Below are 12,998 nucleotides of genomic sequence, written 5' to 3'. Positions count from 1 at the left end.
CGACATGCACCCGAAAAATCCTTTATTTTTCCTCATTATTTTCACTAATCGTTCTTAATAATGATGAGAAAGGATATGCAAAAATTAATATAAATAGTGCATTCAGTAGTAGTGTCGGAAATAATCGATGATTCATAAAGTATGTATTATTCATATTAGTAAATCCGAATAACGCATTTAATCCGTATACTAAATATTCTAAAGCCGCTGTCCAGATTAAAACAAGAATACTTCGAACGAATAAATTCGCATAAAGTATTTTAATTGCTTGACTTATTAAAAAGATAAATAACGGAAAAGCAGCTAAATATATACCTATAATCTCTGTATAAACAATATCATAAACGAATCCAAAGATAACACCATAAATAAGTGCCTTCTTCGGATTGTAATATAATGTAATAAATAATAAACCAAAAAATAAAAAATGTGGAACAATTATCGCATTATGACCAAGAATGTTTGGCGATACAGTTGATACATAAATGTTTTCTAATATAAACAGAAATGTTAAAAGGAGAGGTAAACCATACTTACTCATTTACTAATTACTCTCCTTTCTGTGGCTGATCAATTGAACGCTTAACAGCTAGTACATGATTTATGTCATTAAAATCTGCTTGCGGTTTAATATAAGCTGTTTGTGTTAGCCCATGTTCATCAGGCACAACTTCCTCAACTTTACCTATTACTAGATTAGCTGGGAAAACACCACCAAGACCTGAAGTCACAACTGTTTGTCCTTTTTTTACTTTTGCATTTGAAGGAATTCGTTTGAATAATAAAGCTTGCTTCTCAACATCATAGCCTTCTATCAAACCAAAAACCGTATCTTTTTCTTGAATTTTAGCAGAAATTCGATTTGTTCGATCTGAAGAACTTAATAATTGTACAGTTGATGAAAATTTAGAAACATTTTTAACTTTACCAATTAAGCCCTTAGATGTGATAACTGCCATTTCTTTTTCAATTCCACCTATAGATCCTTTATCAATAGTAATGATTTGTTGCCATTTATCAGGATCTCTTATTGTTACTGTTGCTTGGAATGTATCATAATCACTTAAACTTTTTTTGATTCCAATCGTGTCTTTTAATTCTTTGTTTTCTTTTTCTAATGCTTTCTCACGTACAGATAATTCAACATATTTATCGAGCTTACTTTTCAAAACTTGATTTTCATCATATGTATCTTTTAAGTCCGCCATATTGTTAAATAAACCCGCAATAAGTTGTGCGGGCTTATTAAAAACTTTTTCAGTCAAACTTACTGTATCTTTAATAAACTGCTCAGGAATGGAAAGGTTTCTATTACTTCTTAAAGAATAACCTAGAAGTGCCACTAGTAAGATAATAGCAGCTAAGACAATCATTAAACGTTTATTTTGAAAAAATTGTGGCATTCTTACACCCTCTTATAACAATTCAACTTTTTTGTTCTAACGATTTCATGAATGTAATCCTCACTAATTGTAGTGAGGATTACAAATTTTAATTAATCTTCTTATTAAAGAACTTATTTGCTAGTTCAACTTTTTAGAAAACTAGCCAAATTTATTTATTACCAATCAACCTTATCGATATGAAGAGCTTGAAGAAGAATAATTCTTTTTGAAAATATCGATATTATCTAATGCTTTACCTGTACCCATTGCAACACAGTCAAGAGGGTCTTCCGCAACTATTACAGGCATATTTGTTTCTTGAGCAATTACTTTGTCAATATTACGAAGAAGTGCTCCACCACCAGTAAGAACGATTCCACGATCAATAATGTCCGCTGCTAATTCAGGTGGCGTTTTCTCTAATGTATTTTTTACAGATTCAACAATTGCTTCTACTGTGTCACTTAAAGCTGCTGCAATTTCTTCTCCATGGATTGTAATTGTTTTAGGTAAACCTGAAATTAAATCACGACCACGAATATCCATTTGCTCATCTGAATCAGTTTTAATAGCTGAACCAATTTCAAGCTTTAACTGTTCGGCAGTACGTTCACCAATTGATAAGTTATAGTTCTTTTTAATATATTGGATAATCGCTTCGTCCATATCATCACCAGCAGTACGAATCGATTGGCTAGTAACGATTCCACCTAATGAGATAATTGCAACCTCAGTTGTTCCTCCACCAATATCAACAACCATACTTCCAGTTGGTTCCATAACCGGTAAATTAGCACCAATTGCTGCAGCAAAAGGTTCTTCAATTAAGAATGCATCACGTGCACCCGCTTGTCTTGTTGCATCAATAACAGCTCTTTTTTCAACAGCAGTAATGCCTGATGGTACGCATACCATTACATAAGGTTTACGTGAGAAAAATCCGTTACTCTTTTGAGCTTGATCAATGTAGTGTTTCATCATTGTTGCTGTTGTTTCAAAGTCAGCAATAACCCCATCTTTCATTGGTCTAGTTGCAACAACATTCCCCGGAGTACGACCAATCATAAGTTTTGCTGAACTCCCTACAGCAACAATTTGTTTCGTATCTGTTTTTAAAGCAACAACTGAAGGTTCTCTAACTACTATTCCTTTTCCTTTTACAAAGACTAAAGTATTCGCAGTACCTAAGTCTATTCCTAAATCACGAGTAAATCCACCTAATCCAAACATATGTATCTTCCTTTCTAAAACGTACAACTTTATATTTAAAGTATCTATACTATATTCTCTTATCGTTAGTAAATAACAGGTTTTTATCCATAACTTACATTATAAAACAATTAGCTACTAATGAACACCCTTAAACGTAACCTTTTTCTTTTAAACTGACGTACTTATGTTCACCAATTATGATATGGTCTAGTAATTCAATTCCAATTATTTTTCCACATTCAACTAATCGTTTTGTTACTTCGATATCTTCTCGACTTGGAGTTGGATCCCCACTTGGATGATTGTGTAAACAAATAATCGAGCTTGCAGATCTACGAAAAGCTTCTTTAAAAACTTCACGAGGATGGACAATTGAAGCATTTAAACTACCTTTAAAAATAGTTTCGCGGGCAATAACTTGATTTTTCGTATTTAAGTATAAACATACAAAATGCTCTTGTTCAAGAAATCGCATTTCATCCATCATAAATTTAGCACAATCATCTGGACTTTTAATCATAAATCTTTCGTCATATTGAAGTCGGTTAATCCTTTTTCCTAATTCAAAGGCAGCGATCAGCTGTACAGCTTTTGCTTCGCCGATTCCTTTAATATTTGATATTTCTTCAACGGAAGCACTCATTAATAATCTTAGTCCATCAAATTTCAATAAAAGTTCGTTTGAAACTTTTAAAACCGATTCATTTTTTGTCCCTGTTCTTAATAAAACCGCAAGTAAATCCTGGTTAGACAAACTTCCGGGACCAAATTTTAACAATCGCTCTCTAGGCCTTTCATCTTTCGGAAAATCTTTAATGAGAAGCGAATTTGGCAAAGTACCACCTCAAATCAAAAGTTAAAAATTTAGTTCATTTAGTTTTTTCTTAACTTTATTGATCGGAAGTCCAACAACAGAGTAATAGTCGCCGTCTATTTTCTCTACAAATGTACCACCATATCCTTGTATGCCGTAAGAACCAGCTTTATCCATTGGTTCGTTCGTATTGATATAATCAATTATTTCTTGGTCACTTAGTTCACTAAAGGTAATTTTTGTACATTGATAAAAACTACTACTTTTACCTTCATTAATAATTGAAACTCCAGTAAAAACCTCATGTGTTTTTCCAGATAGCATTTTTAACATTGCAAATGCATCTTCTTTTGAGGTAGGCTTACCTAGTTTTTTATCATTATAAGTAACGATTGTATCAGCACCTATTACGACTGCGTTTGGAAATTTATTGGATACATCTATTGCTTTTTCTTCCGCCAATTTCATTACAATCTCAGAAGACTGCAGGTTCTGCTCCATTACTTCTTCAACATCACTAGTTTCAATGATAAAAGGGATATTTAACATGCTAAGAAGTTCTTTTCTTCGAGGAGATGCAGAGGCTAATATAAGTTTTTTCATTTCATTCACCTATTATTTTTTTTTAAAAGGAAGGATACATGACTATCCTACCCAAGTAATCACTATAACACAAATTAGTAAAAAACACTTTTAGTTGTCTATTCGTTATTAAAATGTAATAAAATTGAAAGTTTTGTTAAGTATTAAAATGCCCTAATAATAAAATTTCATTTTTAAATATTTTATGTCTAAATCCCGTCTTTTCAGAATAAAGTTTGCTTTAAATTTGAATAGATATAAATTACAATAAGAAATTTTTAATGATATATATTAATTTCTTTCATTTAATTTGTAATAAATAATACACAAACAAAAATATTTTGGCAATATTTTCAAGTTGTAAAAAAGTCAATTAACTTACCAAGTTTTCGTAAAGGAGTAGAGTGTTGTTCATCAAAAAAAGTCTGCAATAAAGCCTAATCAAAAAGCCTTTACTTAGAGTATCCTACAGTTGTTTATTAATCAGATTGTAGGTCAATTACTATCGAACATTAATTAAACTAATCAATTAATACGCTATTCTATAAATTAGCTCATAATATTTACTCCTGAAAAAAACATTACTAGTTTTATTAGAATCATAAAATTGCTCAAACATATTAACATTTACAACCATAAATAGATCATCCAAAAAATAAAAATTTCATTTCATCATTAATAAATGTCCACTTAAAGTACTTTTTCTCTATTCGCCGTTTTATTTCAACAAACTAAAATACACTAACAAAATTTAATTTGTCAGTGTATTTTTTTGTTCTTTTAATATTTTAAATAATGATAGCAAATCATCTTGGACTGATAGGGTTACTTTATTTAGATTTTGCTTACTACTTGAAGACATAACTTTTTCGATGTTTTGTAGATGCTTAAGTCCACTTAGTAATTGCTTATTTTTAATGTAATCTTTTTGTTTACTCAAAATTAACATCGTTGAGCTTATTTGTTCAAGTTGTTTCTCATTATTAAAGTTTTTTTCTGTTAAATACGATAACATAAAATTAAATGTTTCCACTTCAGCTTTATACATATCTACTGATTGTTTTGGGCCTTTGTAAACTTGCCCACCAACTGTTTCTTCTTTTAAATAAGTACTTTTTAATTTTTTCTTAACTTCATCTGCTAAAAACGTGCTATCTTTCCCACTCAATGCAATAATGACAAAGAATTTATCATTTTTTTCATAAATGACAGGGGTTAAGCCATTTGTAGATAATTCTTTTTCATTTTTCTTCGCTGATTCCATACTTTTATACATTCCAACTTGTGCCAAATCAACCTTCACCGCTGGAATCTTAAGTTGTACTTGAGTCGTTGCTGTACCAGAAACCGATACACTATTTTTTGTTGGGTTAAGTTTATCTGGCTTTGATTGTTTAAATATCCCTAAAAATACAAACCCAAAACATAGTCCTATTAAACTTGCACCTATTATCGAAATAATAATACTTTTCGAAGGTGACTTCTTTGTGAAAAAAGAAATCTTCTTTTTCACTTTCACCTTTTGCTCTGGCTTAATCTTTTTCTTCTTTTTAACATCATCTAAAACGATTACTTTTTTACCTAACCCATCAGGAGTTGGTAAAACCCAATCAAATTCCCCATCCTTCTCTACCTGATCTTGGGATGTCACGGCACCTTCTTCAAATGCTTTTTCCTCGCCATTAATTTTTATTGATATCTTTGAGGACTTGTCCATATGAATCCTCCTACTACTTTATTTTAAAACGTAAAAAAATACTAACATATAATTCCAGAAAAACACGCCGACATTTGTCGAGGACAACCAGGTATCGTGCAACAAAAAATTACAAAAAATTGCCCATTTCTTATCTATACAAAATAAAAAACCACCGTAGGATTCCCGGTGGTTATTTGCTATACATTGCCACTTTATTTCTACCAGCATTTTTTGCTTTTGAATACATAGCTTTGTCAGCACATCGAATTAAGTCTGACGGTTCACTCGCCACAAATGGTGCAACTGCTGCACCTATACTTGCTGTTACTGTTAATTTAATCTTTTGATTTTCGTTAGTCATATGATTTGTTATGTAAAATGGAATAATTTCAAGCGATTTTCTAATCTCTTCTGCTAAATTATATGTTTCTCTTTCATTATGATTTACTAGTAGAACTGAGAATTCTTCTCCACCAAAACGAGCAACTAAACCAGATTGATTCACTACCATTTTAATTCGTCTAGCAACTTCTAATAATACTTCATTACCTGCTTGATGACCGTACATGTCATTCACTCTTTTAAAATAATCTAAATCAAGTAGAAGTAATGAAATTGACTTTATCCTGAATGTTTTCAAACGTTCAAATTCATCTTTTATTTTAGATTCGAGATATTCAAAATTATATAGGCCGGTTAAAGAATCAGTTTCACTTTTGAATTTTGTTTGTAAGTAAAACCTTGCATTTTCAATCGCAATTGCGAGATATAAAGCAAGTATTTCAATCAGCACTATTTGGTATTTTTTATAAGCATTTTTTTGTTCTGATGCTATTGTAAGTACACCAACTACTTCTTGATTTTTTATAACGGGGATTGATAATAAACTTTCTGCTTCTAAAAATATTAAATGATCATTTGTGTACCATTGTGATCGTCTATTAAAACTATATCTTCTTTTTTCAAAATATACTTTTTCAGATATTGAGCCTTCATGCGTTTCAAAGTAAGGACAACTGAATATTTTTTCATCACATTTATTTTGAAAATACCTTTTTAATTTAAGCGATTTATCTTCAACTATAAATAAATTTCCATATGAAACTGGAATTAAAGTAGTTAATTGTTCAAAAAATTCATCGATTACTTTCTCTTCTTCCATTCTTTGAGACAGCTTTTGACTTATATTCATCGTTTTCTTTAAATATTTGTTCATATTTAAAGCAGAGGATAAAGAGTTTAAAATAATCATTAAAATAATATAGTAAATTGTTATGTAAATGATTGTAATATATCCTTTTGTCTCTAACATTAAATATAGACTTATTCCGATTGGATACATTAATAGATAAATAAACAAATCCCACTTAAATTCCCTATTAATCAATTTCATTTCTCTCTTATACAAGTAAATTGTAATAAAATAAATAACGATTTGATTAATCCAAAAAGATGTAAGTGTGTAAATGAGGATTGGAATTAAGTTACTCAATATTTCCTTAGTCCCAATAGGTTCAATCTTTCCTCCAACTAAATAATAAAGAAGCGCACTACCAATGGAACAAAGTGCAAACATCATCGAATTAAGCGGCATTCGGTAGAGAGTTTTTTTTGTAATACTTAATCTTATATATAAAATTATATAGGCTAATTGACTAATTAAAAGTTCTGCAACTAAACCATATGATAAAAAAACTAATATTGAGATTCCGAAAATAAAAGAAAATGTAGCATCATTAATTTTAATCGGCATATTTGCTACAATTAGAAATAACGCGATTATAATCAAAAAACTCGAACGATCTATATGTCTAAGAGGGCTAACCAAATTAGCATAATAAAATATGATAGGCATTAGAACAATCCATGCGATCCAAATCAACCTATTACTATGCTTACTAATCAAGATTATGGGCCCTCCTTTACAATTCTAAGCGAATTTTTTTAGCAAGTATCTTCTGACTACTGAGATAAAATATAAAGAACCGGTTATTAACAATATCTCGTTTTCCTGACTATCCTTTATATTCTTCTCTAATGCAATAGATAAATCACTTTCATATTTTATATCGAGTGTATTAGCATTCGAAATTAACTCGTCTTTATTCATCGCTCTAGGAAAATCAAAAGTTGTCATTACAATATTATTTGTTATTTCTCGTAATTCTTTTAACATCTCTTCAACTTTTTTATCTTTTAAGGCAGAGAACAGAATCTTTATTTTCTTATCATGAAAATGGCTATTCATCGTCTCCACTAAACTTTGAATTCCTTCAACATTATGTGCGCCATCAATATAAATGACAGGATTAGATGCTATTTTTTCTAATCTACCTGCTTTATGAGCTATTTTTAATCCCCTTTTGATATTCTCTTCACTAAATTTCATCTCATATTTAGTTTGTAATAATTGAACAACACAAATTGCGCAAGAAGCATTCCTAATTTGATGTTGCCCAAGCATTGATAACTCAATATTTTCAATTAACTTGTCAATGCCAAGGTAATTAAATTTTTCATTAAGTGAATCTTTCAAAGGAGAAGCAAAAAAATGCTTTCCATATTCAAAATAATCAGCTTCATTCTTGATTGCAGTATTTTGAATAATCGTTAAAGCTTTATCTTTCAATTCTGCTGTAACAATTGGAATTCCCTTTTTAATGATTCCTGCCTTATGCTTAGTGATTTCTTCTATTGTTTCACCAAGAATTTGTTGATGATCATGGCCAATACTCGTAATAATACTAATTAAGGGTGTCATAACATTTGTGCAATCCTCTAACCCACCTAAACCAGCTTCTACTAAAAATATGTCTGGTTCTTTAATTTTACCGAAATAGTAAAAAGCCATTGCCGTAATGATTTCAAATTCAGTTGGAGCACCACAAGGTAACTGTTCAACTTCTTCAACAACTGGAATCATACAGTTTACTAGTTGAATAAATTCTTGTTCACTAATCATTTCACCGCAAAACATGATTTGTTCACGATAATCTAATATATATGGTGATGTAAAAGTTCCTACAGTATACCCTGCATCTAATAAAATACTTTGAAGAAACGTAATTGTTGAGCCTTTCCCATTCGTACCTGCGACATGAATTGTTTTAACACTTAACTGGGGATTTCCTAATCTAGCAAGCATTTCTTCCATTCTTTGTAATCCAGGTACAATGCCAAATTTTGTTCTGTTATACATCCATTTCAGAGCTTCCTCATATGTATTAACCATCATAACCCTACCTTTATAGTAAAAAACGACGAATCATTAACTCAATTCGCCGTTTTTATCTTACTAACTTTTATTACAGTCAATTAAATCAACTGCTTAAACTACTTATTTACTTAGTTCTGCAATTCGAGCTCTTACAGATTCTTGTTTTTCAAGATAATCTTTTTCTTTACGACGCTCTTCTTCAATAACTGCTTCAGGAGCTTTCGCTACAAATCCTTGGTTACTTAATTTCTTTTGAACTCGTTCAACTTCACTAGTCCATTTTTCTAATTCTTTCTCTAAACGTTTTTTCTCTTCTTCAAGATTAATTAATCCTTCTAGAGGAAGATAAAGTTCTGCCCCACTAATTACTGCTGACATCGATTTTTCTGGTGCAGTTAAGTTAGTAGAAATTGTTAATTCTTCTGGATTACAGAAGCGCTCAATATAAGAACGGTTTTCTTCTAATGCTGCTGCAATCGTTTCATCCTTTGCAGAGATCATTAGTTGAACTTTTTTGCTCATTGGCGTGTTTACTTCTGCACGAATATTACGAACTGAACGAATTAACTCAACTAATATTTTCATCGTTTCAGAAGCTTCTTTATTTGTTAATTCCTCTCTAACTGTTGGCCAAGCAGAAACTGTAATAGATTCACCTTGGTGAGGTAGAGATTGCCAAATTTCTTCAGTAACGAAAGGCATAAATGGATGTAAAAGCTTCATTGTACTTTCTAATACGTGTGCTAGAACTGAACGAGTCATATTTTTTGCATCTTCATTGTCACCGTATAAAGGAATCTTTGCCATTTCGATATACCAGTCACAAACATCGTCCCAAATGAAGTTATAAAGTACACGACCTACTTCACCAAATTCATAACGATCGATTAAAGCTGTTACACTTTCAATTGTTTCATTTAAGCGAGTTAAAATCCATTCATCAGCAACAGATTTTTCTTTCGTTAAATCAATATTTTCATATGTGAAACCTTCCATATTCATTAAAGCAAAACGAGAAGCATTCCAAATTTTGTTTACAAAGTTCCAAGTCGCTTCAACTTTCTCAATACTGAAACGTAAATCTTGGCCTGGTGAACTTCCTGTTGTTAAGAAGTAACGTAATGAATCTGCTCCATATTTCTCAATAACATCCATTGGGTCAACACCGTTACCAAGTGATTTACTCATTTTACGTCCTTGCTCGTCACGTACTAAGCCATGAATTAAAACATCGTTAAATGGACGTTTACCTGTAAATTCAATTCCTTGGAAAATCATTCTTGATACCCAGAAGAAAATAATATCATATCCAGTTACTAATACATTAGTTGGGAAATAGGCTTGGAAATCCTTACTTTCTTCATTTGGCCAACCTAAAGTTGAGAATGGCCATAATGCTGAACTGAACCAAGTATCTAAAACGTCGTTATCTTGATTCCAATTTTCAATATCAGCTGGTGGCTCTTGATTTACATAAATCTCACCAGTTTCTTTATGGTACCAAGCCGGAATACGATGTCCCCACCATAATTGACGTGAAATACACCAGTCACGAATATTTTCCATCCAACGTAGATACGTTTTTTCAAATCGATCTGGTACAAATTTTACGCTATCATCAGAATTTTGTAATGCTACTGCAGCATCAGCTAGTGGTTGCATTTTAACAAACCATTGAGTTGATAAATAAGGCTCAACAACCGCTCCGCTACGTTCACTATGACCTACAGAATGCATATGTTCTTCGATTTCAACAAGAACACCCATCTCTTGTAAATCTTTAACGATTTGTTTACGGCATTCAAAGCGATCCATACCATTGTATTTTCCTGCTTTTTCATTCATCGTACCATCTTCATTCATTACAAGAATGCGAGGTAAGTCATGACGGTTTCCAACTTCAAAGTCATTAGGGTCATGAGCAGGAGTAATTTTTACAACTCCAGTACCAAATTCCATATCAACATAATCGTCAGCAATAATTGGAATTTCACGATTAACGATAGGAAGTGTAACTGTTTTACCAACCATTGATTTATATCTTTCGTCCTCTGGATGAACCGCAATTGCAGTATCTCCAAGCATTGTTTCAGGACGAGTAGTTGCAATTTGAATGTTTCCAGTTCCGTCTGTTAATGGGTATTGCATATGGTAGAATGCACCTTGAACATCCTTATAAATAACTTCGATATCTGATAAAGCTGTTTTTGTTGCTGGATCCCAGTTGATGATATATTCACCACGATAGATTAATCCTTTTTTGTATAGCTTAACGAATACTTCTTTTACTGCATCTGATAGACCTTCATCTAATGTGAAGCGTTCACGAGAGTAATCTAAACCTAAACCGATTTTTTCCCATTGAGAACGAATATGAGAAGCATATTCTTCTTTCCACTCCCAAGCTTTTTCTAGGAATTTTTCACGTCCTAAGTCATATCTTGATAAGCCTTCTTCACGTAATTTTGCTTCAACTTTTGCTTGTGTAGCAATACCAGCGTGGTCCATACCAGGTAAATAAAGTACATCATAACCTTGCATTCGTTTAGTACGAGTTAAAATATCTTGTAATGTTGTATCCCATGCATGACCTAAGTGTAATTTTCCAGTTACGTTTGGTGGAGGAATTACGATTGTATATTTTGGCTTTTCTGATTCCACTTGTGCTTCAAAGAATTTCCCATCTAACCAAAATTGGTAACGATCTTTTTCAACTAAATTTGGATCATATTTTGTTGGTAATGATTTTTTTGTAGTTTCCATTCGGATTCATCTCCTCTAATAATTATTGAAAAATAAAAAAACTCCACTCATCCTTGAAAAGGACGAATGGAGTTGAATTCGCGGTACCACCTTTTTTTGTCAGAAAAAACTTGTGTTTAGCTGACACACTTAAAAAAGATAACGGATCATCCGGTAACTTCTAATCACAAAAAGCTTTCGAAGCCACTGCTCAAGGGCGACATTCCAACTCTATTTTCTAGAAACCTCTCACCAAATGGTTTCCTCTCTGAAGAACTAGTTCGTTGTACTCTTCCCTATCAATGCATTTCATTATGAATATATGTAATAGTCTACAAAATTTACTTAAGCTTAGTCAACAGTATTTCTTATTTCTTTGTAGATTATTCAATAAGTGTCAATATAGTACCATATTTTTTAACACATAAAAAAAATACGAAAAATAATTGTAATGATTATTTAACATTCTGGTATACTAGTACTTATTTAATTATGCGATAATTATAAAGTATGTAGATATAATTTTTAGGGGGATATTCATGGGTTTATTTAAAAATACATTAGCTCGTGTTCTCGGAATCGGTGGAACGAGAATCGATACAAAGCTTGAAAAAAAAGAATATCAAGCTGGTGAACGAGTAAAAGGTGAATTATATATAAAAGGTGGACGAGTTAAGCAAGAACTAGATTCCGTCTTTTTACATGTAATGACTGAATATCAAGTTGAATCAAATGATAAGATTATTAATAAGAATGGTACTTTACAAAAATTTATCGTATCAGTTGATCGTATAATAAATGCAAATGAAGAAGTTGTTATTCCTTTCTTTTTCACCTTATCTGAAAATACACCGGTATCACTTCACAAATCCCATATTTGGATTAAAACTCATTTAGAAATAGAAAAGGCTGTTGACCAATATGATGCTGATGGCGTTCAAGTAGTTCCTTCAGTTGGCTTAAAAACGGTAATCCAAGCACTTCAAGAAGAAGGATTTGTATTAAGAGATAGTGAAAACAAAAAGAAATATGGAAAAATTATTCAAGAATTTGAATTTTATCCAATGAATGGCGAATTCCGTGGAAAATTAGAAGAGGTTGAGGTTAATTATTTAAGCTTTGACAAAACAGTCGACTTAATTCTTCAACTTAATCAAAAACAAAAAGAAACAACAAGTAAGTTTTCTAAGTTATTTGGTACTGATGAAAATAATGTTCGAATCTCTTTTTCAAAGGATCATATTACGGACAAGGATTTTGTACGTAAGAGTGTAGTTAATGCTATTAAACGTCATGTAAAATAATAAATATAAAAAAACATCTATCCATGTATTCTCCAACACCATT

The 12,998-nt window shown here is 31.5% G+C and carries 10 protein-coding genes and 1 other annotated feature; of the genes, 1 reads left to right on the top strand and 9 read right to left on the bottom strand.

Annotated features, from left to right (window positions below):
* Nucleotides 1-22: 22 nt before the first annotated feature.
* The 9 genes from mreD to AN960_RS13925 all read right to left on the bottom strand — a co-directional run bounded on the left by mreD (nucleotide 23) and on the right by AN960_RS13925 (nucleotide 11,672).
* Nucleotides 23-541, bottom strand: coding sequence for a rod shape-determining protein MreD (gene mreD, locus AN960_RS13965; RefSeq protein WP_056472550.1), 519 nt, complete (start codon nucleotides 539-541; stop codon nucleotides 23-25).
* 7 nt (nucleotides 542-548) lie between these two features.
* Entirely contained in the window at nucleotides 549-1,403 is an 855-nt protein-coding gene (gene mreC, locus AN960_RS13960) for a rod shape-determining protein MreC (RefSeq protein WP_056472548.1), read from the bottom strand.
* A 171-nt stretch (nucleotides 1,404-1,574) separates the two neighbouring features.
* A complete protein-coding gene (locus AN960_RS13955) occupies nucleotides 1,575-2,615 on the bottom strand; it encodes a rod shape-determining protein (protein WP_056472546.1) in 1,041 nt (346 codons plus the stop codon).
* Nucleotides 2,616-2,745: 130 nt separating this feature from the next.
* A complete protein-coding gene (gene radC / locus AN960_RS13950; RefSeq protein ID WP_056472543.1) occupies nucleotides 2,746-3,432 on the bottom strand; it encodes a RadC family protein in 687 nt (228 codons plus the stop codon).
* A 21-nt stretch (nucleotides 3,433-3,453) separates the two neighbouring features.
* A complete protein-coding gene (locus AN960_RS13945; RefSeq protein ID WP_056472540.1) occupies nucleotides 3,454-4,014 on the bottom strand; it encodes a Maf family protein in 561 nt (186 codons plus the stop codon).
* 730 nt (nucleotides 4,015-4,744) lie between these two features.
* Nucleotides 4,745-5,710: a hypothetical protein gene (locus tag AN960_RS13940; protein WP_056472537.1), complete on the bottom strand. Its 966-nt coding sequence runs from the start codon at nucleotides 5,708-5,710 to the stop codon at nucleotides 4,745-4,747.
* 172 nt (nucleotides 5,711-5,882) lie between these two features.
* A complete protein-coding gene (locus tag AN960_RS13935; protein ID WP_056472532.1) occupies nucleotides 5,883-7,598 on the bottom strand; it encodes a sensor domain-containing diguanylate cyclase in 1,716 nt (571 codons plus the stop codon).
* Nucleotides 7,599-7,622: 24 nt separating this feature from the next.
* The gene (locus AN960_RS13930) at nucleotides 7,623-8,924 is read right to left on the bottom strand and encodes a bifunctional folylpolyglutamate synthase/dihydrofolate synthase (RefSeq protein ID WP_056472528.1); all 1,302 of its coding nucleotides are present in this window, start codon (nucleotides 8,922-8,924) and stop codon (nucleotides 7,623-7,625) included.
* A gap of 105 nt (nucleotides 8,925-9,029) precedes the next feature.
* On the bottom strand, nucleotides 9,030-11,672 hold the full coding sequence (locus AN960_RS13925) for a valine--tRNA ligase (protein ID WP_056472526.1): 2,643 nt from the start codon (nucleotides 11,670-11,672) through the stop codon (nucleotides 9,030-9,032).
* 55 nt (nucleotides 11,673-11,727) lie between these two features.
* Nucleotides 11,728-11,963 (bottom strand) — a binding site (T-box leader).
* A gap of 227 nt (nucleotides 11,964-12,190) precedes the next feature.
* On the opposite strand from AN960_RS13925, the gene AN960_RS13920 reads away from it, so the two are divergent.
* A complete protein-coding gene (locus AN960_RS13920) occupies nucleotides 12,191-12,955 on the top strand; it encodes a sporulation protein (protein ID WP_056472523.1) in 765 nt (254 codons plus the stop codon).
* Nucleotides 12,956-12,998: the final 43 nt, after the last annotated feature.

Origin of the sequence: Bacillus sp. FJAT-25509, assembly GCF_001420605.1 — a bacterium.
Classification (GTDB): domain Bacteria; phylum Bacillota; class Bacilli; order Bacillales; family Bacillaceae_G; genus Gottfriedia.
The sequence above is the reverse complement of the archived record's forward strand: the minus strand, read 5'-3'. Positions and strand labels throughout refer to the sequence as shown.

Coding starts and splice junctions, on each gene's coding strand:
- AN960_RS13945 (WP_056472540.1), bottom strand. CDS start 4,014: ATGAAAAAACTTATATTAGCCTCTGCATCTCCTCGAAGAAAAGAACTT.
- AN960_RS13930 (WP_056472528.1), bottom strand. CDS start 8,924: ATGGTTAATACATATGAGGAAGCTCTGAAATGGATGTATAACAGAACA.
- AN960_RS13925 (WP_056472526.1), bottom strand. CDS start 11,672: ATGGAAACTACAAAAAAATCATTACCAACAAAATATGATCCAAATTTA.
- AN960_RS13955 (WP_056472546.1), bottom strand. CDS start 2,615: ATGTTTGGATTAGGTGGATTTACTCGTGATTTAGGAATAGACTTAGGT.
- mreD (WP_056472550.1), bottom strand. CDS start 541: ATGAGTAAGTATGGTTTACCTCTCCTTTTAACATTTCTGTTTATATTA.
- AN960_RS13940 (WP_056472537.1), bottom strand. CDS start 5,710: ATGGACAAGTCCTCAAAGATATCAATAAAAATTAATGGCGAGGAAAAA.
- mreC (WP_056472548.1), bottom strand. CDS start 1,403: ATGCCACAATTTTTTCAAAATAAACGTTTAATGATTGTCTTAGCTGCT.
- AN960_RS13920 (WP_056472523.1), top strand. CDS start 12,191: ATGGGTTTATTTAAAAATACATTAGCTCGTGTTCTCGGAATCGGTGGA.